The organism is Nonomuraea sp. NPDC004354, from assembly GCF_053602555.1.
In genome coordinates this window covers 20593-44108 of record NZ_JBSGDV010000006.1, presented here as the reverse complement: position 1 = coordinate 44108, position 23516 = coordinate 20593, and the positions used below count along the sequence as shown (strand labels likewise).

Genomic DNA, 23516 nt, shown 5'->3' with positions numbered 1-23516 from the left:
GCCGCGAGCCCCCCGTACCGCCAAGGGCTTCGGGCCGGGTGGTCAGCGGTTGACCGCCACCAGCACCGACAGCGGCGGCAGGTCGTGGATCTCCACGTAGCGGGCCCCGTCGGGCGAGGTCAGCACCGGCACCGTCGACCCGACCGGATGCTTGGTGCCACCCACCACCTCCGCCGTGTTCGCCACGACGGTGAACGCCGCGACCCCCGCGTTGATGCTCGCGTCCACGTGCAGCCGCGCCGTACGGGTGGAGGGCCCGGGGTTGACCACGCACAGCGCCTCGTCGTCGGCGAGGATCCGCGACCAGCCGACCACCTCGCCCGGCTCGGGCGGGGTGAAGGACCCGTCGGCCCTGCCGAGCCTGCGCAGGTACTGCCGTCCGGCCGACAGCGCGGGGTGCGCCTTGCGGGCCCGCAGCAGCATCCTGATCCGCTGGTAGACGTCGTTGTCCTGGTCGAAGACGTGGTGCCCGGAGGTGCCGAAGGGGCCGAATCCGGGGGTGTCGGGGTCGGGTTCGTGGCCGCCGGGCACGCGCGGGTGCGCGGGCCCGAACATGGCCTCGCGCAGGTAGATGTCGCCGGCCAGGTCCCTGACCCCCCAGCCGGGCAGCCACTTGCGCTCTTCCGGCTCAGGTCCGGTCAGCCCCTGCTCGATGCCGTAGTACAGGCAGGGGATGCCGAGCAGGAACAGCAGCAGGCCGGCGCCCACGACGACCCGTGACGGCGAGGACTCGAGGGAGCCGAACCGCAGCTGCGGGAAGATCGCCAGGTCGTCGTGGTCGTCGAGCATGGAGACGTACCTGCCGCCGAGCGCCCTGTGCGTGATGTCGAGCGGCAGCGTGAAGCGGCCGAACAGGTCCTCGGCCCTGGCGGTGCCCTCGGCCACCGCGCGCAGCGTCGCCCGCGTCTCGCCCGTCTCCAGGACCGCCGTCAGGTTCTGCCCGACCAGCCGCAGGTACTTCTCCTGGATGGAGTCGCCGCCGCCGACCTCGCCGACGATGAGGAAGTTCGACTTGCCGAGCTGCTCGGCGTACTCCCTGATCGCGCCGCAGAAGGCGCGGGCGTGCTCGAGCGGCACGTGCTTGAGGGTGTCGATCCGCAACCCGTCCAGGTCGGCGAGCGCGATCCAGTACTTGTAGATCTGGATCATCGTCTGCAGGGCGCGCGGCATGTCGATGTCGCGGCTGAACCAGTCGGCCCTGCGGTAGGGGGCGTTCGGGTCCTCGTCACCGCCGGGGCCGAAATTGCCGCCGTCGCCGCCGGCGCGGGTGTAGGCGTCGGGGTGCTGCAGTTCCTCGGGCCAGACCCCGTGATCGGGCAGCGTGGGCGCCGCCCCGTGCGGCAGCCTGCCGCCCTTCCCGTCGCGCCAGGTCCCGAAGGCGTAGGGCGGGCCCTCCCGGTACGGCGGGCGCGGCACGTAGCGCGGCGACCCCTCCTCGCCGAGGTCGTAGTCCCAGGTCTCGCCGGAGTGGTTGAGCAGCACGTCGAGGATGATCCGGATGCCGCGCTCGTGCGCCTGCCGTACCAGGTCGACCAGGTCGGCGCGGGTGCCGAAGCGCGGGTCGACCTCGAGGAAGTCCTGTACCGCGTAGCCGTGGTAGTCGTCGGGCTCGACGGGACCGCCTTCGACGCCGGCGACCGGGCGCTGCTTCCACACCGGCCCGATCCACAGCGCCGTCACGCCCAGTTCGTCCAGATAGTCAAGCCGGGAAGCGACCCCCGCCAGCGTGCCGCCCTGGTAGCGTTCCCGTCCTGATCTGGCCCACCGGTCCCAGCGCCACCCCTGCGGCCTGGCGGCCCACAGGTCGGTCCTGTCCAGGAGGGGGCGTCCGGCTTCCCCGCCGTCGCTGAACCTGTCGGGGAGCAGGAAGTAGATGACCTCGCCGCGCCAGTCGACGGGCGACGGGTGGTAACCCTGCCGCTCAGGCCACGGGGCCTCGCCGATCCTGCGTGGCGCGGGTCGGCTGACGATCTCCTCGACGGTCGCCATCGGTGGCGCACCTCCAGATTCGTTTGGTTTCAGCCCGAATGAGTGACGCGTTACAGTCGCTTGCAAGCATGTACTTGCAAGCATTCAGAAGGGAAGCGCAGCATGGAAGCCCGCGTGGAGATCGGGATTCTCGGCACGCTCGAGGTCCTGGTCGACGGCGTCCCTGCTGCCCTCGGCGGCCACCAGCGCGCGGCCATCCTCGCGGTGCTGCTGCTGCACCGCGGTGACGTGCTCAGCGCCGACCAGCTCATCGACCAGGTGTGGGCCGGCCGCCCGCCGCGCAGCGCCACCAACACCCTGCACGCCCACGTCTCCAGGCTGCGCAGGACGCTGGGCGGCACCGCGCTGCTGCAGTCGCACGGGCCCGGCTACCGGCTGGTCATCGACCAGGAGCGGGTCGACGCCCACCGCTTCGAGCACCTGGTCACGCGCGGCCGGGACGAGCTGGCCAAACAGGACTGGAGCGAGGCCGTCACCGTGCTCGACAGCGCGCTGGCCTTATGGCGCGGCCCCGCGCTGGCCGACTTCGCCGCCGACCCGTGGGCGCAGTTCGACGCGATCAGGCTGGAGGAGCTGCGCTACGCGGCCGAGGAGGGCCGCACCGACGCCGAGCTCGCACTCGGCCGCCACGCCGAGGTGCTGCCGCGCCTGGAGCAGCGCGTGGCCCGCCACCCGTTACGGGAGCGCTCCGCCGCCCAGCTGATGACCGCGCTCTACCGGTGCGGCCGGCAGGGCGACGCCCTGAACGTCTACGAGCGCGTGCGCAGGGTCCTGGCCGAGGAGCTCGGCGTCGACCCCGCCCCCACGCTGCAGGCCCTGCACCAGGCCGTGCTCACCCACGACTCGTCGCTGACGGCGCCCGCCCTCGCCCAGGGGGCCGCCACCGCGCCGCCCGCCAGGCCGGCCACCCCGCGCCGCGTCTCCAACCTGCCCTCCCGCAACCGCGTCTTCTCCGGCCGCGAGGACCTGCTGTCCGAGCTGGGCCGCGGGCTCACCGCCAGCGGCGCCGTCGCCCTGTACGGCCTGGCGGGCGTCGGCAAGACCCAGGCGGCCCTGGAGTACGCCCACCGGCACGCCGCCGACTACGACGTCATGTGGTACGCCTCGGCCGCCGAGCCGCTCGCGCTGGCCGGCGCCATGGAGGACCTCGGCCTGCGCCTGGGCGTCAGGGAGCGGGCCGACAGGGGCGAGCTGGTCACCGCGCTGCGCGACCGGCTGGCCGGCATGGGCAGGTGGCTGCTGGTGCTCGACGACGTCGAGGACGCCGCGCTGCTCGAACGGCTGCTGCCGGACGGCGGCGACGGCCATGTGGTCATCACCTCGCGCAATCCCGCGTGGGGGCTGCATGCCGTACCGCTGCGGATCGACCCGTTCTCGCGCGAGGAGTCCGTCGCCTTCCTCGAGCGGCGCCTCGGCCTGCCCGGGCGCTCGGCGGGCGCCGCCGAGCTGGCCGACCAGCTCGGCGACCTGCCGTTCGCGCTGGAGCAGGCCGCCGCCTACAGCGAGCAGACCGGCATGACCTTCGAGGAGTACGCCGACCTGTTCCGGCGCAGGGCCGACAAGCTGCTGACCAGGGCGGGGGAGCGCGACCAGACCTTCGCCACGGCGTGGCAGCTGGCCTTCGAGCGCGTGCGGGCCGCCTCCGCCTCGGCCGCCGAGCTGCTGCACCTGTGCGCCTGCCTGGGCGGCGACGGGCTGTCGCTGCGCCTGCTGCGCGGCCTCGGCGGGGTGCTGCCGCCCGCGCTGGAGGCGGCCGTCGCCGACGAGGTCGGCCTGCAGGACGCCATCGCCCACCTGATGCGCCACTCCCTCGTCGACCGTGACAGGGGACGGCTGCGCATGCACAAGATGGTCGGCGCCGCGGCCATGGCCACGCTGTCGAGGGCCGAGCGGCAGGAGTGGCTGCTGCGCGGCATTCGCCTGGTCGAGGCGACCGCGCCCGCCGACCCGGACAACCCGACCAACTGGCCGCACTGGGACGGTGTGCTGCCGGGCCTGATCCACCTGGCGGGGCAGGCGGGCAACCTCGACACCGTGCCGCTGGCGCTGCCGCAGCTGCTGTGCGGGGCGGGCCGCTACCTGACCACCCGGGCGGCCTTCGACCGGGCCGCCTGGCTGTTCGAGACGTCGCTGGAACTGCTGCGCCGCGCGGGCGGCAGCGACGCCGACCTGGCGGCGGTGCTGACCGAGCAGGGCAAGCTGCTGGAGGTGGTGGGCGACCTGGAGGGCGCGAGGGCGGCGCAGGAGCAGGCGCTCGCCCTGGCCGAGGACGCCTTCGGGCCCGAGCATCCCGGCGTCGCCTACGTGCTGAAGCGTCTCGGCGACGTGCTGGTCTGCCAGCGGCGGCTGCCCGAGGCCAGGCAGGTGCTGGAGCGCGGCCACGGCATCCTGGCCGCCCGCGACGACGCCGACGGCAGGGAGCTGGCCAGGATCGGGCGCGACCTGGGCTTCGCCGCCTGGCTGGCCGGCGACCTGGCCGCCGCCCAGCAGTGGCTGACCAGGTCGCTGACCGCCTCGCGCAGCCTGCTGGACCCCGGCCACCCCGACGTCGCCCACTCGCTGTCGGGCCTCGGCCTGGTGCTGCAGGACGCCGGCCGCGCCGAGGAGGCCATCAAGCTGCAGGAGCAGGCGCTGTCGCTGCTGGCCGGCGTCTACGGCGACGAGCATCCCGAGGTCGCCCACACCCTCGACAAGCTCGGCTACGCGCTGCGCCTGGTGGGTCGCTACGACGAGGCGAGGATGAGCCACGAGCGCGCCCTGGCCATCCTCGAGGCCTGCTACGGCCCCGGACACGGCGAGGTCGGCATGCCGCTGACCAACCTGGGCCTGGTCTACCAGGACATCGGCGAGCACGAGCTGGCCCAGGCCCACCAGGAGCGGGCCATGGGCGTCTTCTCGGCCGTCTTCGGCCCCGACCACCCGCACGCCCAGCTGGGCGCGCGCAGGCTCGGCGTGGCCAAGCTGCTCGGCGGCCGCGTGACCGAGGCCAGGGAGCTGCTGGAGCGGGCGGTCGCCGGCACCGAGCGGGCGCTCGGCCCCGGCCATCCCGACGTGGGGCGCGCCCTGCTCGACCTGGCCGCCGTCCACGAGCGCCTCGACGACCTGGTCGCGGCCACGGAGTGCCGGACGCGCGCCGAGCGGATCCTGGCCGCCGCCTACGGCCCCGACGCCCTGCACGGCGGCGGCACGTCACCGTCGCTGCCCGCCGGATCGTCCTGACCCGAGCGGGCGGCGTGCCCCGCGGGAGCCGGGGTAGGGGCCCGGCATGGAGACGCTCGTGGGAACCTCCGGCTGGCAGTACAAGGACTGGCGGGGCGTGCTGTATCCGGACAAGGCGCCGCAGCGGCTGTGGCTGGAGATCTACACCGAGCACTTCCGCACCGTCGAGAGCAACAACGCCTTCTACCGCCTGCCGTCCACGGAGACGTTCGCCGGATGGGCCGAGCGCACCCCCGACGACTTCGTGATGGCGGTCAAGGCCAGCAGGTACCTCACCCACATCAAGCGGCTGGCCGACCCCGAGGAGCCGGTCGAGCGGCTGATGGCCGCCGTGGCCGGGCTGAAGGGCAAGCTCGGCCCGATCCTGCTGCAACTGCCGCCGACGCTGAAGGCGGATCCCGGCAAGCTCGACCGCTGCCTGGCCTGCTTCCCGCGCGCGACCAGGGTGGCGGTGGAGTTCCGGCACCCGTCGTGGTGGACCGACGAGGTCAGGGGCGTGCTGGAGGCCAGGGAGGCGGCGCTGTGCTGGGCCGACAGGGAGAGCAGGGTCCTGAACCCGCTGTGGCGCACCGCGTCGTGGGGCTACGTCAGGCTGCACGAGGGCAGGGCCACCCCCCGGCCCTCGTACGGCGAGGCCGCGCTGAGATCGTGGGCGCGCCGCGTCCACGACGCGGGATGGCGGCAGGTCGTGGTCTACTTCAACAACGATCCGGGAGGGGCGGCGGCACGCAACGCCGCACGGTTCGCCGAGCTCGTCTAGGGTTGTCGGTCATGGTACGAACCCGCTTGTACCGCGAGGGGGTCCTCGTGGCCGAGGGCTTCCCCATCGCCGAGGTCTCCGACCACGTCGCCGACCCGGGCAACGTGGTCTGGTTCGACCTGTGCGCCCCCACCGCCGACGACCTGGGATGCATCGCCGAGGAGCTGGGCCTGCACACCCTCGCGGTGGAGGACGTCTTCCACGAGCGCCAGCGGCCCAAGGTCGACGTCTACGACGGCCATCTGTTCGTCGCCGCCTACTGGCTGTACCAGGAGGGGCACCGGCTCCACACCGTCGAGATCGACATGTTCCTCACGGCCAACGCCCTGGTGACCGTGCGCGAGAACGAGCACTTCGACATCGACCAGGTGACCGCCCGCTGGGACGCGTCGGGCGGCCTGGCCAAGAACGGGGTCGCCTTCCTGCTGTACGGCCTGCTCGACTACGTGGTCGACGGCCACTACGAGCTGGTCGAGAGTCTCGACGAGGAGGTCGAGGCGCTGGAGGAGCAGCTGTTCGAGGAACGGCCGATGAGCCGGCTGGACGCCAGGAAGATGTTCACCCTGCGCAAGAACATGGTCGGCCTGCGCAAGGTCGCCGGGCCGATGCGCGAGGTGGTCAACACGCTGTTCCGGCGTGACCTGCACGTGGTCACGCCGGAGATGACGCCGTACTACCAGGACCTCTACGACCACGTCCTGCGCGTGGCGGAGTGGATCGACAACCTGCGCGACCTCGTGGCCAACCTGCGCGAGGCCCAGCTGTCACAGCAGGGCTTCCGGCTGAACGAGATCATGAAGAAGCTCACCGGCTGGGCCGCGGTCATCGCGGTGCCCACCATGATCACCGGCTTCTACGGCCAGAACGTGCCCTATCCGGGCTTCGGCACCAGCGCCGGCTTCTGGTGGTCGTCGATCATCATCGTGGCCGCCTCGGGGCTGCTGTACCTGGCGTTCAAAAAGCGGGATTGGCTCTAGCGGCCATCCACGCCAGCACCTGCGCGATCGGCCTGGCCTCCTGCCGGGTGCCGTCACGCAGCCGCAGCGCGGCCTCGCCGAGACGCGCCTCGGCCGGACCGACCACGAGCTGGAAGGGCACCAGCCGGTGCGACCTGACCCGCGCACCGAGGGAGCCGTCGCCGGGCTCGGCCATCGACGCGCGCAGTCCCGCGGCGACGCCCCGCCGTACCAGCTCCCGGGCGGCGGGGACCTCGGCGTCGGTGACGGGCAGCACCACCGCCTGCACGGGGGCGAACCAGGCGGGGAAGGCGCCGCCGTGGACCTCGATCAGGTGCCCCATCAGGCGTTCGAGGCTGCCGACCAGACTTCTGTGCACCATCACCGGCCGGTGGAGCGCCTGGTCGGGGCCGACGTAGGACAGGTCGAAGCGGCCCGGCTGGAACAGGTCGACCTGGACGGTCGAGATGGAGTTCTCCCGTCCCTGGGGGTCGACGATCTGGATGTCGATCTTCGGGCCGTAGAAGGAGCCCTCGCCGCGCTCCTCCTCGAAGTCGCGGCCCCTGGCCCTTAGCGCCTCCCGCAGGACGGCCTCGGCGCGGTCCCACATGTCCGGGTCGTCGACGTACTTGGCGCCGTCGCCCCTGAGCGAGAGCCGGTAGCGGACCGGCACGATGCCGAGCTGCCCGTGGGCGGCCTCGATCAGGTCGAGCGCGGCCGACACCTCGGCGGCGGCCGCGCCGGCCGGGCAGAAGACGTGCCCGTCGTTGAGCTGGATGGCCCGCACCCTGCTCAGGCCGCCCACAACGCCCGACAGCTCACCCCGGTACATGCCGCCGAGCTCGGCCAGCCGCAGCGGCAGGTCGCGGTGGCTGCGCGGCCTGCTGCCGAACATCAGCGCGTGGTGCGGGCACAGGCTGGGCCGCAGCACGAACTGCTCCCCTCCGAGCTCCATCGGAGGGAACATGTCGTCGCTGTAGTGCGCCCAGTGCCCCGATCTCTCGTACATCGCCCGCTTGCCGAGCACGGGCGAGTTGACGTGCAGATAACCGTTGCGGCGTTCGAGCTCGTGGACGAAGTCCTCGACGGCCTTGCGCACGGCCGCGCCCGCGGGCAGCAGGAACGGCAGCCCCGAGCCGATCATCGGGTGGGTGTCGAACAGGTCGAGCTCACGGCCGAGCCTGCGGTGGTCGTTCAGGTGGTCGTTCATCGGAAACCCTCCGAAAGACGAGGGCGAACGACCAGCGATCCCCGGGCGTTCGCCCGGGGAGCATGAGTTCAGCGCGCCGGGTACGGGTCCGGCGTCGTCGTGACGAAGACGTGAGCGCGCTGCATGGAGCTCATCCTAGCCCGGCGTTGACGATCCTGGTCGTCGAACGCCCCGGAATCATCTCCAGCTCCCAGCACTGGGCGCCGAGCAGCGCCGCCGCCGCGCACCTGCCGCCCGCGTGCGGGTCGCCCGCCGTGTGCGCGAGCGCGCCTGGCCGCATCGGGGCGAGCAGGTCGATGTAGTCCTCGGGGCCGTGCGCCTCGGGCGGGCCGCTCACGATGAACACCCCCGACACCGCGCGCAGCGCCCCCAGCACCTCGGCCCGCTCGGCGGCCGGGTTCAGCGGCCTGCTCGGACCCTTCCACGCGCGCACGCGCGGATCGTCCTCGACGCCGACGACCAGCGGCAGGCCGCGCTCGGCCACCGACCGCAGGTAGCGCACGTGCCCCACGTGCAGGATGTCGAAGACGCCCGTCACGACCGCCGCGCCGGGCTGTTCGTACGGCTGCACCCAGACGGCCTCCAGGCTGCTCACGCGCAGGTTCCCCTTCCAGTCGCCTCATCCGATCGCAGCGTACTCGGTCGCCGCCCCGGGTTTACGACCCGCCTGCCGGTGCAGGGGAGGCGTCATGATTCTCACCAAGCTGGGCTATGCCGCCAGGGGCGTGCTGTACGCCCTGATCGGCCTGGTGGCGTTACAGATCGCCTTCGGCGGGGACGGCGAGGCCGACAAGAGCGGCGCGATCGGCATCGTGGCCGCACAGCCCTTCGGCACCGTGGTGCTGTGGCTCATGACGGTGGGTCTGGCCGCGCTGGCCGTGTGGCAGGCGCGGGAAGCGCTGTCCCGTCGCGGCAGGGCGCGCGACAGGGTGGAGTCGGCCGTCCGGGCGGTCTTCTACGTGCTGCTCGTCGTCTCGCTGCTGGGCCTGCTGCTGCGCGGCAAGCAGGCGGCCTCCACCGACTCGCAGTCCCGGGACGTCACCAGGACGCTGCTCGACCTGCCCGCGGGACAGCTGCTCGTCGGCGTCGCCGCACTGGGCGTGATCGCGCTCGGCCTCCACTGGATCCACGAGGGCTGGACCGAGAAGTTCATGAAGGACATGACCGGCGGCGGTCAGGCGGTCCGTCGGCTCGGCCAGGCGGGCTACATCGCACGGGGCGTCGTCGCCGTCGCCGCGGGCGTTCTCATCGGCCGGGCCGCGATCGCCTACGACCCCGGCAGGGCGGTCGGCATCGACGGCGCGCTCAAGGCGCTCGCCGACGCCCCCGCCGGCCCGTGGCTGCTGGCCGCGGTGGCCGTGGGACTGGTGTTGTTCGCGGTGTACTGCCTGGCAGAGGCGCGATGGCACCGGACCTGACCCGGTTCCACCGGCAAGAGCATTCCTACCTTTTCGTGACCCCTCCGCCCCGCCGGGCGCCGCGTCCTTAAGAGGTCGCCGAAGTCGGGGAGGTCGCCGTGGAACCGCCGGAGTACGACAGTTGGACCCTGCCAGGAGTTCCCGACCAGGTCGCCGCGGCACGCCGCCTGGTGACCGCCGCGCTCGGCGCCGGACATCCGCTGCACGACGACAGCGTGCTGCTGACCAGCGAGCTGGTCACCAACGCGGTCGTCCACTCCGCCTCACGTGACGACGGCACCTTCACGCTGACCGTGCTGTCCACCGGCTCCAGGGTGCGCGTCTGCGTCAAGGACGGCGGCTCGGACGGCCCGCCGTGCGCCTGCCGCGCCTCCCTGACCGCGCAGAACGGGCGCGGCCTGCCCCTGCTGGACGCGCTCAGCCACCGCTGGGGCTACGCCAGGCAGAACGGTGTGAACACCGTCTGGTTCGAGCTGGTGCTCGTCACGATCCCCACGGAGTGGGCGGCCGCGGGTGTCTAGAGGTCGATCACGCACAGCCCCTCGGCCAGGGCCTTGGTGGTGACCCTCGTACGGCTGTCGCAGCCCAGCTTGGCGAAGATGTGCTCCAGGTGGGTGGTGACCGTGCGGACGCTCAGCACGAGCGCGGCGGCGATCTGCGGATTGGAGTCGCCCGCCGCCACCCTGGTCAGCACCTGCGCCTCCCGCGCGGTCAGTTCGTACGGCAGGCAGCAGGGCCGCTCGGCCACCACCGCCCCCTGCAGCGCGCCGTGCGAGCCGACGCCCGCGCGCAGCACCCGCACCTCCCGCCACCGACCGCCCCGGTCCTGCCAGAGGCCCCGCCTGCTCAGCTCCCGCGAGTCGAGGAAGGCCCTGGCGTAGCCGGCCATGGCGGGATCGGCGGCCACCACCTCCGACCTGGGCACGCCCGCCACGTCGCGTACCACGCCGCCGCGGTCGAAGGCGACCGCCGAGAACCCGCTGGGCAGCCCGACGGGGTCGATGACGCACCTGGTCAGGTCGGTGACGTGGGCCAGCGTGGGGGACAGCGCCGCCATGACGGTGAGCGCGTGCGCGGGGAAGCGGGGCGCCGACAGGTTCAGCAGCCCGGTGTAGCGGCCGTCGGCCAGCAGCAGCGGCGTGGTCAGCCCCTGCCGCCAGCCGTAGGCGGCCAGCCGCGCGCCGTCCATCGGGTACGGCCCGCCGCCCCCGGCGGCGGGTGTCCCGGCAGAGGGCAGCGGGCCGGGGGGACGGCGCAGGCCGTCGGAGACCAGGCTGCGGTGGCGCCCGGTGGCCGGGTCGAAGGCGACGAACTCGTAGGCGTCCAGCGGGATCACGCGGCGTAAGGCCCGCATCGCGCCGTGCGCCCCCGTGCTTCCCGCCACCTGGAAGCCCACCTCGGCGCAGGCGCTCAGCGTGATGTGGTCCATCGCGCCATCATGGCGCATCGTCGCGTCACGCGCTCGGGTGCGCGGCTGCCCTGATTGCCTCCGCCGTTCGCTCGTGGCAGGTTTGATGACCATGATCCGAGACGGGAGGACACGCTGGTGATGACCAGGATGGCCGGCTGGGTGACCGAGGTGTTCGCCCCCCAGGTGCTGGTGATCGCCATGCCGCCCGTCGTCGGCCTGCTCGCCCAGGGCTGGACCGGTGCCGTCTGGGGCCTGCTCGCCTCGGCCCTGTGCGGCGGCGTGCCCGCCACCGTCATCGCCGTCGGCGTCCGCAGGGGCCGCCTCGACTCCCGCCACCTGGTCGACCGGGCGCGCCGGACGGGGCCGCTGCTCACCGCGGTGGGCGCCGTGCTGGTGGCGCTGGTGCTGCTGGTCCTGCTGGGCGCCCCCACCCTGCTGGTGGCCACGGTGACCGCGATGCTGGCCGCCCTGGTGGTGACCGTGCCCGTGACGCTGCGCTGGAAGATCTCCTTCCACGCGGCGGTGTCGGCGGGAACCGTGGTCGTCCTGGCGCACGTGCTGCCGCCGATGCCGACCGCGCTGGTGGGCGGGGCGCTGGTCGGGCTGGTGTGCTGGGCCAGGGTCCGGCTCGCCCACCACACGCCCGCCCAGGTGGTCGTGGGCGCGCTGGTGGGTGTCGCGACGACCTGGGGCACCCTGGCCGCCTTCGGCGTCTGACCCCGTGGAGCCCGCCGCCGCGATGACGGCGGCCGTCGGCCGCCGGGCGGCGCCTGGAGGCCCGGCGGGCGGTCCCGGTCACGCGGGTGCCGTCCGGCCGCGCGGGGCGTCCAGGTCGTCCAGGTCGCCTGCCTCCCCGGCGCGCCTGAGCCCTGTGCCGGTCTCCCCGGTGCCGGTCGCCCCCGTGCCGGTCGCCTCCATGCCGGTCGCCTCCATGCCGGTCGCCTCCGTGCCGGTCATCCCCGTGCCGCTCATCCCTGCGCCGGTCACACCCGTGCCGGCCACGCCCGTGCCGGTCACGCCCGTGCCGGTCACGCCCGTGCCGGCCAGCACCTCGCCGTCGTCGACCGGCAGCCCGAAGACCGTCGCGTCCGCCACGGCCCGACGGCCGGGCAGGACGTGCTGGACCGGGCGGGCCTGGACGCCGTCGGGCAGCCGGCTCCTGGCGCGGTCGACCAGGAACAGGTAGCCGTCGGCGTTCAGGTGGCCGAGGTCGCCGGTGCGCAGCCAGCCGTCCCGCAGGGCCGCGGCGGTGCGGACGGGATCGTCCAGGTACCCGCTCATGACCTGGGCGGAGCGCACCCACACCTCGCCGGTCGCGCCGACCGGCAGCGCGCGGCCCTCCGGGTCGCGCACGCGCAGCTCCACGCCCTCGACCGGCCGCCCCACCGAGGCCAGCCGGTCGGGGCGCAGGTGGTCGAGCGGCGACAGGGCGGTGACGAAGCCACCCTCGGTGAGCCCGTACCACTGCAGGGCCACGGGGCCGAGCCCCATGACCACGTCCCTGCTGCGGTTCGGCACGGCCGCCGCGCCGCCGTACGTCACCAGCCGCACGCTGCCGGGATCGGCGCCGAGAGCCACCGGGCCCAGCCGGCCGGCCAGGCCGTACAGCTCGCCCGGCCGGCCGGCCGCGACCTGCGTGACGCGTTCCCTGGCGATGACCTCCGGCTCCCGACCCCGCTCGGCGTCGGCCAGCAGGATCGCCGTGCCGCCCGTCGCCAGCGTCCACAGCGCGATCTGGTCGGCCACGTGGTGTCCCGGCGGCAGCAGGAAGCGCCAGGGCTCGGGCGCGAACATCGCGCGCGCCGCCGCCAGCTGCGCGGCCTCGGCCCGCCGGCTGTGGGCGACCGGCTTGCGCTCGCCCGTCGTGCCGTTGGTGAACGTCACCGCCGACAGCGCGCCGGGCGGCGTCTCCGGCGGGTCGGGCGGCGCCCCGTGCGGGGTGGAGAACAGGTCCGCGTCGAGCCGGTAGCAGATCGGCACCGGCCGCGCGTCGAGCAGCAGCTCGGCGTCGTCCTGCCGGCACGGCTCGTGGAGCAGCACCGAGGTGCCGAGCGCGCGCATCGTGCCGGCCGTGATCCGCGCCGGCAGGCCCGGCGGCAGGTGGATCACGGGGCAGCCGAGCGCGAGCGCCACGAGCCTGGCCACCGTGGACTCCGGCTGGCGGCCGGACATGCAGGCGATCGTGTCGCCCGCGCGCACCCCGCGGGCGCGCAGTACGGCCGCCGCGCCCGCCACCATCGCCAGCACGTCGTCCCCGGTCAGGCGGCGCCGCCCGCACACCAGCACGTCACGCGGGCCCGCCGCGCGCACGCCGGCGAAGACGCTCCGGCCCAGGCTCATCGCACCCTCCTTCCCAGGTGCACGGGCAGGTACCTGGTGCTGTTGCCGAGCACCGTGCCGAGCGGCCGCCACCCGCTGTCCTGGTCGGCCAGCCTCATGTCGGGAAACGCCTCGAACAGCGCGGCGAGCGCGACCTCGCCCTCCAGCCGGGCCAGCGGCGCACCCAGGCAGTAGTGCGTGCCGTGCCCGAACGACAGGTGGGCGGGCGAGGCCGCGCGCAGGTCGAAGCACGCCGCCCCCGCGCCGTACTGGTCGGGGTCGCGGCCGGCGGCGGCGAAGCAGCCGATGACCGCCTCGCCCTTGCGCACCGGCACCCCGTCGATCTCGACGTCCCGTACGGCGTAGCGCATCGGGAAGTGCGCGATCGGCGAATCCCACCGCATGGTCTCCTCGACCACCTCGCTCCACGACCGCTGCCCGGAGCGGACCATGGCCAGCTGGTCGGGACACGTCAGCATGACGCGCACGGCGTTGGTGATGAGGTTGACCGTCGTCACGTGACCCGCGATGAACAGCAACTCCACCGTGTCGCCCACCTCCGCGCGCGTGAGCCGGTCGGGCCCGTCGTGTTCGGAGGCGGCGATCAGGTCCGTGATCAGGTCCTCGCCCGGGGTGTCGCGCCGCAGCTCGATGATCTCGTCGAGCAGCTTGTACAGCTTCTTGCGGGCATCGGTGACGTCGTCGGGAGTGTCGCCGACCCTGGCCGCCACGTCGGTGAGCTCGTGCAGCTCGTCCCGAAGCGCGTCCGGGACCCCCATCAGCTCGGAGATGACATCCCGCGGGATCGGATAGGCGTACTCCAGGCGCAGGTCCACCGGCCCCGGCGGCATGGCCGCCAGGCGGTCGAGGTGCGCGGCGGCGAACTCGGCGACCCTCGGACGCAGCCGCTGGACCCTGCGCGCCGTGAACGACTTGGACACCGGCGACCGCAGGCGGTGGTGGGCCCCGCCCTCCGCGTTCAGCATGGAGGTGTCGGCGGCGAGCCTGGTGACCGCGGTGTTGGGCGGGGCGGCGGCCTTGGCCGCCGGATCCCAGTACTTCACCTCCCTGGACAGGTCGGGATGGGTCAGCACGGCCACCAGCGTGGAGTAGCGGGTGGCCGCCCACGCGCGCACCCCCTCGACCTCGACGGGGACCAACGGGCCCAGCTCCCGCAGCTGCGCGCAGTCGGCGTGCACGTCGTGGCTGGCGGGGTCGAGGACGAACTCGGCCGGTCGGACGTCCATGCCGCTCACCCCACCCGCTCCGGCCGTGCGGACAGCGTGGTCGTGTCGAGCCCGGGGTCGCGTCCGAGGTAGAGGTCGCGGACCAGTTCCCCGGCCGCGGGCGCGTTGCACAGCCCGTGGCCGGAGAAGCCCGTCGCGTACAGGAAGGCGGGAGGGCCGGGCAGGTGGCCGATGAAGGCGGTGCGGTCCGGGCTGGCGTCACGGACGCCGGTGACCGCGGTGTGCAGGCCCGCCCCCGCCAGGCACGGGTAGACGGTGGCGAGCTGGGCGGCCACGCGCCGCCGCCAGGCGTCCCTGTCGGGCCCCGGGTAGCCCATGCCGATCAGCAGCCGGTCGCCGCGCAGCCGTACCAGCAGGCCGCTGGAGGCGTGCAGGGTGACCGGGATGTCGGGCATGGCGGGCAACGGGTCGGTGGTGAGCAGTTCCTGGATGATCGGTTCGGTGAGCGGCAGGTCCACGCCCGCCGTGCGGGCCAGGGCGGCCGACCACGCGCCCGCGGCGCACACGACCGCGTCGGCCGTGATCGCGCCGTCGGCGGTCTCCACGCGGCCCTTGACCGCGTCGATCGCCGTGACGGGGCAGTCGGTGCGCAGCTGCGCGCCCGCCCGCCTGGCCGCCTCCGCGTAGCCGCCGACGATCGCGGCGGTGTCGGAGACGTACGCCTCGGCCGACCAGGCGGCCGCCGTCAGCGGCAGCTCGCCGCTGATGAGCGGGTTGCGCCGCCTGGCCTCGTCCGCGCCGATCAGCTCGACGTCCACCCCGGCCGCCCGCTGGGCGGGCAGGTCGGCCTCGAAGGCCGCCACCTGCTCGTCGCCGGTGAACAGCACCAGGTAGCCGACCCGGCGCAGCGGCAGGCCGATGCCCGGCCGCAGCGGGAAGTCGTGGTAGGCCGCCAGGCTCCGTACGGCCAGCGCCGAGCTCACCGGGTTGCCGGCGAAGTAGGCGCGGACCACGTCCGCGGTGGCCCGCGACGCGCCCGATCCGAGCGCGTCGCGTTCCAGCAGGACGGTGCCGACCCCGGCCTCGGCCAGGTGGAAGGCGATCGACAGGCCGATCACCCCGCCGCCGACGACCACGACCTGCGTGTCGGCGCTCATGTGAACGCGCCCTCCCGCCGCAGATGGTCGCCGAGCTGCCACGGGAACAGGTGCAGGTTCCAGCCGCCGAGGCAGTTGACGTAGAGCGTCATCTGCGCCACGAGAGCGGCGAAGTCGTCGCGGTCGTCGAGCTCGTCGATCCGCTCGAGGGCGCGCTTGGTGAAGTCCCAGACCTTGTCCAGGCCGCAGTATCCGAGGAACTCCGCGGGCGTCGGGATCAGCAGGTGCGCCATGTGGCGCAGCGAATCCAGCGGCATTCCCTCGGAGACGGCCCGCACCAGGCCGCCGTAGCTGGCGTAGCCCAGCGGGCGGGTCTCGCCGTTGACGAACAGCAGCGTCGTCAGGACCGTGTCGAAGCTGCCCGCCTTGGAGGCGATGCGGCCCTCGTGCAGGTCGACGAGTTCCTGCGGCGGCTCCAGCCAGATCCGCTCGGTCTCGGCGTGCAGGTCGCCGATGAGTGTGTCGGTCTCGGGGTCGCTCGCCGTGAGGCGGGGCAGGCTGTGGCCGCTGGGCTCGCCGGCGCGGCGTACCTCGGCGATGACGGGCTTCTTGGTCGTGTACACCGCCTCCCAGACCGCGTGGCCCGCCTCGACCAGCGAGTCGAGGTCCTCGTCGAGGATCCTGCCGATCGGGGTGGCGGGCATGGGTTCGGTCAGCTCGCCGTACTTGATGCCGAGGTGCTGAAGTCGTGAGGCGAAGATTGTGCCGTCCGGTTCGGTGCGCCGGTCCTCGACCTTGTAGGCGGCGGCCTGGTGCAGCAGGTCGTGGACCGGGGCGACGTGGTAGAGGTGCTGGCCGGCCACCAGGGCGTGGCCCTGCAGGCTGCGGTACGGCAGTGCGTCCCACAGGCTCTGTGCCAGGGCGGCGTTGCGCTCGTCCAGTTCGGCGGTCACCGTGATGCCTAGTCCGGGCCAGCCGATTTCTACGCGTTTCGGATTAGTCACAATATGTGATGTTAGCAGCACGTTAAGTAGCGATGTAGGGCTAATGTCCGATTTGACGGTGGGCTGACCGAGCGCGGGCACCGCCCATCCCGCCCCGTTGCGGGCGCCGCCGGCCGCCACGGTCCGCCCGCGGACGCCATGCGCGGCGGCGCCGCGGGGAGAGCGCTCCACCGGGATGCCCGGCCGGGCCGGGCCCACCTTGGCGATGTCATGACGCGCACGGGGTTGCCGTCATTCTCCTCGGCGGGCCCCGCCGGAACACCGTGCAGGAGACCGCGATCAGGGGCTCGGTCGTTGCCGTCATTCTCCTCGGCGGGCCTCGCCGGCCGGATCCGGCAGCCCGCGGCACCCGCCGACCGGCGGCCGGAAGGCGCGGGCCGCGCCGCCGGCGGGCCCGCGCGCCGTCGTCCGGTGGCCGGCGCGCCGGCCGCTCAGGCGCCCGTCAGCAGGCGGTTCAGGACGCGGGTGCCGAACTCCAGGCCCTCAACCGGCACGCGCTCGTCCTTGCCGTGGAACATGCCGAAGTAGTCGAGATCGGGCCTGAGCATCAGCGGGGCGAAGCCGTACCCCTTGATGCCGATCCTGGCGAACGACTTGGCGTCCGTGCCCCCGCTCATCACGTACGGCACCGGCCGCGCCGCCGGGTCCTCGGCCACCAGCGCGGCCGCCATCTCGTCGAAGAAGGCCGAAGGGTACGGCGCGGACGGCGCGTCCTCCAGGTTGACGAACTCCCGCGTGATCCTCGGCCCGAGCAGCTCGTCGATCGTGGCCAGGAACTCCTCCTGCAGTCCCGGCAGGTACCGGCCGTCGACGTGCGCCTCGGCCGTGGATGGGACGACGTTGACCTTGTAGCCCGCGGTGAGCATCGTCGGGTTGGCCGAGTTGCGGATCTGGCCCTTGAACAGGCTGCCGAGCGGCCCGAGCCGGGCCGCCTCGGCGTCCAGGCGGTCGAGGTCGACGGGTCGGCCGGTGATCTCCGACAGGCTCCGCAGGAGCGCGGCGACCGACGGCGTCAGCCGTACCGGCCACTGGTAGGCGGCGATGCGCGACAGCGCGTGCACCAGGGTGGCGACCGGGTTGTCGACGGCGGGCCGCGAGCCGTGACCGGCGACGCCGTGGGCGGTCAGCTTCATCCACGACGTGCCGCGCTCGCCCACGGCGATCGGGTAGACCCGCGCGTCGCCCGCGGTCACGCTGAACCCGCCGGACTCGCTGATGGCCTCGGTGACGCCGTCGAACAGCTCCCGGTGCGCGGTGACGGCGTGGCGGGAGCCGTAGTCGCCGGTCGCCTCCTCGTCGGCCAGGAACGCCAGCACCAGGTCGCGCTTGGGCCGCACCCCGCCGGCCTGCATGCCGAGCACCGTGGCGAGCGTCATCGCGCACGAGCCCTTCATGTCGACCGCGCCCCTGCCGTACACGCAGTCGTCGACGATCTCGCCGGAGAAGGGGTGCAGCTCCCACTCGGCCGGGTCGGCGGGGACCACGTCGAGGTGACCGTGGATGAGCAGCGCGTCGGGCGAGTCGCCGGCCACGCGCGCCACGACGGTGGTACGGCGCGGCGCCGACTCGAAGACGGTGGGCTCCAGGCCCGCGTCGGCCAGCAGCGTGGCGACGTACTCGGCGGCCGGGCGCTCGCCCGAGCCGGGATTGGTCGTGTCGAACCTGATCAGGTCGGAGCAGATCTCGGCAACGCTCTTCACATCATCCCCAGAAATGTCGGTCTCACAGAGGGCGACGACAGTGTCCTGCCTGTCCCGCCCGTCGCGCGGCTGCCACGCTGGCCGCCCGCCGCAGTCCACTCCAACCCCATCCGCCCCGCTGACCCGCGCCGATCACCAATTGCCGTCGGATGGGGGAAGGGGGAGCTCCGGCGGATGCAGGACGTAGACGATCCCCGCGCTGCCGGAGCCGCGCAGCCAGACGTTCTCGAAGGCCGCCCGCGGGTAGACGCGCCTGACCCCCTCGGCGGCCGGATCGTTGGCGATCACGTCACCGGTCGCGGTGAAGCCGACGACAACCATGATGTGCCCGGTCGTGGCGTAGCCCGCGCCCGGCAGCTCGTGCTCCTTGAACGACTGGGAGGTGATCACCGGGATGCCGGCGGCCACCAGACGCTCCAGCTCCGCCAGCGACCGCAGCCGCGTGACGAACCCGGCCAGGCCGTACCGCCCGGCGTAGGCGACGCCGAACGGCCAGTTGCCGCAGCCCTGGTAGCTGTGGTCGTACATGTCGCGGGCCGCGTGGTCGACGGCCGGGCACGGATCGGCGGGGTCGACCCAGGCGAGCTCGTCGGCGGAGGGGCCCCTGCCCCAGTAGCCGAGCACCATCGTCACCGACGCGGGGCCGCACCAGGAGCCGCCGCCGCCGTCCCATTCCGGGTAGTGGCCCGCGTGCACCCGCTGCGAGAGCGCGGGCACGGCCAGCTCGATCCCGCTCGCCTCGCCCGGCGGCGTCACGCGCACCGGGCCCGGCGCGCCCGAGGCCATCACGCTGACCGAGCCGACGGCGGCGCCCGTGCCGTACAGGGTGACGCGCACCTGGCAGGCGACCAGCGGACGCTTGGCGACCAGCGTGTCGACGGCCACGTCGCCGTCCTCGTCGCCCTGCCCGGGAAGCGAGGTGCGGCGGATGTCGGCGGCGGTCTCGGCCCACCTGCCCATCACGTACCAGCGGGTGTGACGGCCCTCCGCGGTCCTGCCCCGCAGCTCGACCTCCAGCCAGCTGCCCGCCGGCGTGCGCGCCGTCCACGACGGCACCAGCTGGGCCGCGGGAAAGCCGATCTCGGCCTCCGGGCTGGTCCACGCGGCGTAGTCCCAGACGGCCGCCTCGCCGCCGAACGGATCGTGATAGCCGCGGGAGCCGCGCTCGACCGGCACGCACGGGGGGAAGGCGACACGGGATATCACCTGGCCGATTCTGGAGGAAGGCCAGGTGAGGCGCATCGGAAGGTTTACGTACTCCCGGCGGGCCGGGCGCCGGCGTACGCGCGCGTGCTCGACCGTGCGGCACCGCCGGTCCGGCGGGACGCCGCGACCCCGGGCGCGTCAGCGGCACCCGGGACCGGGGGAGCGGTCGTGGTCAGAGGTAGAGGCCGGGCTCGGCGGTGGTGGCGGGGGCCGAGGCGCGTCCCGCACGGGCCGCGAACAGCTCCGCCAGCGTCGCGCCCGCGGCGCCGACCCGCAACGCGAAGTCCTGCGCGCCGCCCTCCTGTTTCGCGAGGTCCTGGGCGCCGCCCTCGGCCAACCACCGCAGCGACTCCTCGCGCGACAGCCGTCCCACCTCGATCTGCGCCAGGCACCGTCCCGGCCTGATCGTCGCTGGGTGCAGCCGCGCCAGATCCTCGTTCGTGGTGATCGCCACCAGCACGTCGCGACCCTGGCCGAGCAGGCCGTCGGTGAGGTTCAGCAGCCTGGACAGCCCCTGTCCCGTCGCCTCCTTCGCCCCCGCCCTGATCAGCTCGTCGCAGTCCTCCAGCACCAGCAGCCGCCACCGGTCGCCGCGCTCGTCGCAGTCGCCGACGGCCACCTCCATCAGGTACCCGGGGTCGTTGAACAGCCGCTCGGGATCGAGCACGCAGTCGACCTGGCACCACTCGCGCCACTCCTTGGCCAGCGTGCGCAGCAGCGACGTCTTGCCGGTGCCCGGCGGCCCGTGCAGCAGGAGCAGCCTGCCGTTCACGTCCTCCGGCCTGACCGCCATGACCCGCCCGACGGCCTCGCGCACGCTCGCCGCGTAGTTGCCGCTGATCTGCTCCCAGGACGGCGAGGTGATGGGCTTGTCCGAACGGCGGGCGCCGTGCTGGCCGTACCACCAGAAGCCCATGTCGACGTGGTCGGTCGGCGGTGGGGGCTCGACGGCGCCGTCGGTGGTCGTGGACAGCACCGACCGGGCCAGGTCCTCGCTGACGGCGGTGACGCTGACGGTGGCGCAGCGGTTGCGATACCGCACCACGCGCAGTGTCCAGCCGTCGCCGCAGAACAGGCGGGCCTCGGAGCCGTCCTCCTCGTGGGCGGTCCGCACCAGGCGGCCGCCGGTCGGGGTGAGCGCGGCGTCGGCCCGCACCCGCTCCAGGTTGGCCAGCCGGGCCCACGGCTCCGCGCCGGTCGCGAACGGCGACAGGGCGAGTGCGTCGACGATGTCGGCGGCCGAGTCGGAGTCGTCGACCCAGATGTTCATCGGCAGCTCGGCGGCGGCGGGGAAACGGACCTCCTTCAGCACGGACATGCGATCAATGATCCGCACTCCGCACACCGGCGTCGACTGCTTTTATCCGTGTGCTGTCCGTGGCCGCCGCTTCACCGGGTCCGGCGCCGGGAGTGGGTGGCCTGGACGGGGTCGATGTCCTCCACCGCCCAGCCGCGCGCCACGGCCAGCGACTCCGCCCGCCCGCCGGCCACGTGGCGCAGCGCGCAGGCGGCCGCCCCTTCCTGGTCGCCCGCCGCGATCGCCGCGTAGAGCTCGGCGTGCTCCTGGCTCTGCCGTCCGGGGTCGCGGTCGGAGGTGAGGCGGAACAACCGGTGCAGGCGGGCGTCCAGCGGCCGCATCAGATCGGCCAGCAGCGCGTTGCCCGAGATGGCCACCACCTCGTGGTGGAAGTCGGCGTTGGCGGCCGCGATGGCCGCCCTGTCCTCACCGGCGATCGCCTCGCGGGCGCGGTCCATGCACGCGCGCAACCTGGCCAGGCCGTCGGCGTCGGCCCGCTCGGCGGCCAGCCGCGCGGCCAGCGCCTCCAGGCTCTCCCGCACGTCGAACAGGTCGCGCACGTCGTCAGGGGTGAACGGGCTGACCAGCGCGCCCCTTCCGGGCACCAGCACCACCAGGCCCTCGGCGGCCAGGCGGCGCAGCGCCTCGCGCAGCGGGATCCGCGACACCCGCAGCTCGGCCGCCAGGTCGCGCTCGATCAGCCGCTCGCCGGGGCGCAGCTCGACCTCGACGATGCGGCGTTTCAGCGTCTCGTAGGCCAGGTGCGCGGTGGTCACGGCACCAGCGTACGGGCGCTCGCGTGGATGATTTTTCGTCGCATGAAAGCCGCTGTACCTTTTGCCGTTGGTCAAGGTTCATTCACGGGGAGGTAAACGGTGTCTGTGCGGGAGCGCGTGCGTTACTGGTTCGACAACACCATGTCCAAGGGGACCGCCTCGCTCATCGGCTGGCTCGCCGTGGTGTCCGTCGCGATCGTGCTGGTCGTGGCCGGATTAACCGTCTGGGTCACCGACGAACCCGAGGGAGCGAGCCCGGGTGAGGTGCTGTGGCTGGCGCTCATGCACGCCATGACACCCAGCAAGGTCGCCAGTGACAAGGGCAGCACCGCCTTCCTCGCCGTGATGTTCGCCGGGTCGCTGGCCGGCATCTTCATCGTCAGCATCCTGGTCGGCCTGCTGTCCAACGGGCTCAAGCAGAAGATCGACCGGCTGCGCAGGGGCCGCTCCATGGTCGCCGAGAGCGGTCACACCGTCGTCCTCGGCTGGTCCGACCAGATCTTCACCATCATCGGCGAGCTGGTCAAGGCGCACGCCAGCCAGCGCGGCTCGGTCATCGCCGTCATGGCCGACCACGACAAGCTCGACATGGAGGAGGAGATCAGGGAGCGTATCGGCGACACCGGCCGGACCAGGCTCGTCTGCCGCACCGGACGGCCCACCGAGCCGGGCGACCTGCGCCTGATGAACCTCGACAGGGCTCGCTCCATCGTCGTCCTGTCACCCGACGGCGAGGACTCCGACGCCCACGTCATCAAGATCCTCCTGGCGCTGGCCAAGCGCGCCGGCGACCACCCTCCCGTCGTCGCCTCGCTCACCTCCAGCCGCAACATGGCCGCCGCCCGCCTGGCCGGGGGCGACCAGGTCCACCTCGTCGACGCCGACGACACCGCCTCCCGGCTGATCGTGCAGTCCTCCCGGCAGTCGGGCATGTCCGTGGTCTGCATGGACCTGCTGAACTTCGACGGCGGCGAGATCTACCTGCGCGCCGACACCGCTCTGGCCGGCCGGACGTACGGCGAGGCGCTGCACGCCTACGAGACGGCCACGGTCATCGGCCTGCGCCGCCCCTCCGGCGTCGTGCTCAACCCGCCCATGGACACCGTCATCGCCGCCGACGACCAGGTCGTCGTCATCGCCCACGACGACTCGCTCATCCGCGTGGCCACCGCCCCGGCCGCCTACTCCGAGAAGGACATGGCCGGCGCCCCGGCCGCGCCGCCGGAGGCCGAGCGGACGCTGATCCTCAACTGGAACGCCCGCGCCGAGCACATCATCCGCTACCTGGACGGCTACGTCGCCCCCGGTTCGGTCCTCGACGTCGCGGCCGACCACCCGAAGGCGGGCACCGAGCTGACCGGCCTGCGCAACCTCACCGTGAACGTCAAGGAGTGCGACACCACCGACAGGTACGCCCTGGAGGCGCTCGGCGTCGGCCTCTACCAGCACGTGATCGTGCTGTCGGACGACAGGTTCAAGCCGCAGCACGCCGACACCCGCACGCTGATGACGCTGCTGCAGCTGCGCGACATGCAGGCGGCCACCGGCGAGCGGTACTCGATCGTCAGCGAGATGCACGACGAGAACAACCGCTCGCTGGCCGAGGTGACCGAGGCCGACGACATCGTCATCAGCGACACGGTCATCGGCCTGCTGCTGGCCCAGCTGGCCGAGAACCGGCACCTGGCCGACGTCTTCGGCTACCTGTTCGACTCGCGCGGGTCGGAGATCTACCCCAGGCCCGCCGCCTCGTACGTGACCCCGGGCGCGCAGGTGTCGTTCTCCACCGTCATCGAGTCGGCCAGGCGGCGGGGCGAGACGGCGATCGGCTACCGGCTCGCGTCCGGCATCAACCAGGCGCCGCACTACGGGGTGGTGCTCAACCCGGACAGGAACCAGCCGCTGACATTCGGCGCGGGCGACTCCGTGATCGTCCTGTCCGAGCGCTAGGCGGGGGGCCGCCGCGA

19 protein-coding genes are annotated in these 23516 nt (G+C 73.3%); 7 read left to right on the top strand and 12 right to left on the bottom strand.

Annotated elements, in window-relative coordinates:
* Positions 1 to 42 precede the first annotated feature (42 nt).
* The gene (locus ACWENQ_RS19640; RefSeq protein WP_452415512.1) at positions 43 to 1989 is read right to left on the bottom strand and encodes an alpha-amylase family glycosyl hydrolase; all 1947 of its coding nucleotides are present in this window, start codon (positions 1987 to 1989) and stop codon (positions 43 to 45) included.
* A 102-nt stretch (positions 1990 to 2091) separates the two neighbouring features.
* Between ACWENQ_RS19640 and fxsT the strand changes: the two genes are divergently transcribed.
* Genes fxsT through ACWENQ_RS19625 form a run of 3 tightly spaced genes read left to right on the top strand, consistent with a single transcriptional unit; the run spans position 2092 to position 6945 of the window.
* Positions 2092 to 5208, top strand: coding sequence for an FxSxx-COOH system tetratricopeptide repeat protein (gene fxsT, locus ACWENQ_RS19635; RefSeq protein ID WP_449930772.1), 3117 nt, complete (start codon positions 2092 to 2094; stop codon positions 5206 to 5208).
* Positions 5209 to 5254: 46 nt separating this feature from the next.
* On the top strand, positions 5255 to 5968 hold the full coding sequence (locus ACWENQ_RS19630) for a DUF72 domain-containing protein (protein WP_452415511.1): 714 nt from the start codon (positions 5255 to 5257) through the stop codon (positions 5966 to 5968).
* A gap of 11 nt (positions 5969 to 5979) precedes the next feature.
* Complete coding sequence (locus tag ACWENQ_RS19625; RefSeq protein ID WP_449930776.1) at positions 5980 to 6945, top strand: magnesium transporter CorA family protein; 966 nt, start codon at positions 5980 to 5982, stop codon at positions 6943 to 6945.
* Here the strand turns inward: ACWENQ_RS19625 and thrS are convergent.
* Together thrS and ACWENQ_RS19615 are read right to left on the bottom strand one after the other, a co-directional pair.
* On the bottom strand, positions 6923 to 8134 hold the full coding sequence (gene thrS, locus ACWENQ_RS19620) for a threonine--tRNA ligase (protein WP_452415509.1): 1212 nt from the start codon (positions 8132 to 8134) through the stop codon (positions 6923 to 6925). The two genes, ACWENQ_RS19625 and thrS, sit on opposite strands and share 23 nt — an antisense overlap.
* A gap of 130 nt (positions 8135 to 8264) precedes the next feature.
* Positions 8265 to 8729: an adenylyltransferase/cytidyltransferase family protein gene (locus tag ACWENQ_RS19615; protein WP_354910928.1), complete on the bottom strand. Its 465-nt coding sequence runs from the start codon at positions 8727 to 8729 to the stop codon at positions 8265 to 8267.
* Positions 8730 to 8823: 94 nt separating this feature from the next.
* Between ACWENQ_RS19615 and ACWENQ_RS19610 the strand changes: the two genes are divergently transcribed.
* Together ACWENQ_RS19610 and ACWENQ_RS19605 are read left to right on the top strand one after the other, a co-directional pair.
* Positions 8824 to 9552 carry a DUF1206 domain-containing protein gene (locus ACWENQ_RS19610; RefSeq protein WP_452415507.1) on the top strand — a complete coding sequence of 243 codons (729 nt, stop codon included), beginning with the start codon at positions 8824 to 8826 and terminating at the stop codon, positions 9550 to 9552.
* Between the two features lie 98 nt (positions 9553 to 9650).
* Positions 9651 to 10073, top strand: coding sequence for an ATP-binding protein (locus tag ACWENQ_RS19605; RefSeq protein WP_452415506.1), 423 nt, complete (start codon positions 9651 to 9653; stop codon positions 10071 to 10073).
* Here the strand turns inward: ACWENQ_RS19605 and ACWENQ_RS19600 are convergent.
* On the bottom strand, positions 10070 to 10981 hold the full coding sequence (locus tag ACWENQ_RS19600; RefSeq protein ID WP_449930785.1) for a response regulator transcription factor: 912 nt from the start codon (positions 10979 to 10981) through the stop codon (positions 10070 to 10072). The genes ACWENQ_RS19605 and ACWENQ_RS19600 overlap by 4 nt on opposite strands.
* Before the next feature lie 120 nt (positions 10982 to 11101).
* Between ACWENQ_RS19600 and ACWENQ_RS19595 the strand changes: the two genes are divergently transcribed.
* Entirely contained in the window at positions 11102 to 11680 is a 579-nt protein-coding gene (locus ACWENQ_RS19595) for a phosphatase PAP2 family protein (RefSeq protein WP_354911011.1), read from the top strand.
* Positions 11681 to 11758: 78 nt separating this feature from the next.
* Here the strand turns inward: ACWENQ_RS19595 and ACWENQ_RS19590 are convergent, their stop codons facing one another.
* The 8 genes from ACWENQ_RS19590 to ACWENQ_RS19555 form a co-directional block, all read right to left on the bottom strand.
* Positions 11759 to 13303 carry a class I adenylate-forming enzyme family protein gene (locus ACWENQ_RS19590; protein WP_452415504.1) on the bottom strand — a complete coding sequence of 515 codons (1545 nt, stop codon included), beginning with the start codon at positions 13301 to 13303 and terminating at the stop codon, positions 11759 to 11761.
* Positions 13300 to 14529 carry a cytochrome P450 family protein gene (locus ACWENQ_RS19585; protein WP_449930789.1) on the bottom strand — a complete coding sequence of 410 codons (1230 nt, stop codon included), beginning with the start codon at positions 14527 to 14529 and terminating at the stop codon, positions 13300 to 13302. Before ACWENQ_RS19585 ends, ACWENQ_RS19590 begins: the two co-directional genes overlap by 4 nt.
* A 5-nt stretch (positions 14530 to 14534) precedes the next feature.
* Positions 14535 to 15626 carry an NAD(P)/FAD-dependent oxidoreductase gene (locus ACWENQ_RS19580; RefSeq protein ID WP_449930791.1) on the bottom strand — a complete coding sequence of 364 codons (1092 nt, stop codon included), beginning with the start codon at positions 15624 to 15626 and terminating at the stop codon, positions 14535 to 14537.
* On the bottom strand, positions 15623 to 16570 hold the full coding sequence (locus tag ACWENQ_RS19575) for a cucumopine synthase-related protein (protein WP_452415503.1): 948 nt from the start codon (positions 16568 to 16570) through the stop codon (positions 15623 to 15625). The genes ACWENQ_RS19580 and ACWENQ_RS19575 overlap by 4 nt, the downstream gene beginning before the upstream one ends.
* Before the next feature lie 431 nt (positions 16571 to 17001).
* Positions 17002 to 18270 carry a M20/M25/M40 family metallo-hydrolase gene (locus ACWENQ_RS19570; RefSeq protein WP_449930794.1) on the bottom strand — a complete coding sequence of 423 codons (1269 nt, stop codon included), beginning with the start codon at positions 18268 to 18270 and terminating at the stop codon, positions 17002 to 17004.
* A 132-nt stretch (positions 18271 to 18402) separates the two neighbouring features.
* Complete coding sequence (locus ACWENQ_RS19565) at positions 18403 to 19476, bottom strand: C39 family peptidase (protein WP_452415501.1); 1074 nt, start codon at positions 19474 to 19476, stop codon at positions 18403 to 18405.
* Between the two features lie 172 nt (positions 19477 to 19648).
* Positions 19649 to 20794 (bottom strand): DUF5925 domain-containing protein, encoded by a 1146-nt coding sequence (locus ACWENQ_RS19560; RefSeq protein ID WP_452415499.1) that lies wholly within the window; start codon positions 20792 to 20794, stop codon positions 19649 to 19651.
* Positions 20795 to 20865: 71 nt separating this feature from the next.
* Positions 20866 to 21549: a GntR family transcriptional regulator gene (locus tag ACWENQ_RS19555; protein ID WP_452415497.1), complete on the bottom strand. Its 684-nt coding sequence runs from the start codon at positions 21547 to 21549 to the stop codon at positions 20866 to 20868.
* 141 nt (positions 21550 to 21690) lie between these two features.
* Between ACWENQ_RS19555 and ACWENQ_RS19550 the strand changes: the two genes are divergently transcribed.
* Complete coding sequence (locus ACWENQ_RS19550) at positions 21691 to 23499, top strand: CASTOR/POLLUX-related putative ion channel (RefSeq protein WP_452415713.1); 1809 nt, start codon at positions 21691 to 21693, stop codon at positions 23497 to 23499.
* Positions 23500 to 23516 lie beyond the last annotated feature (17 nt).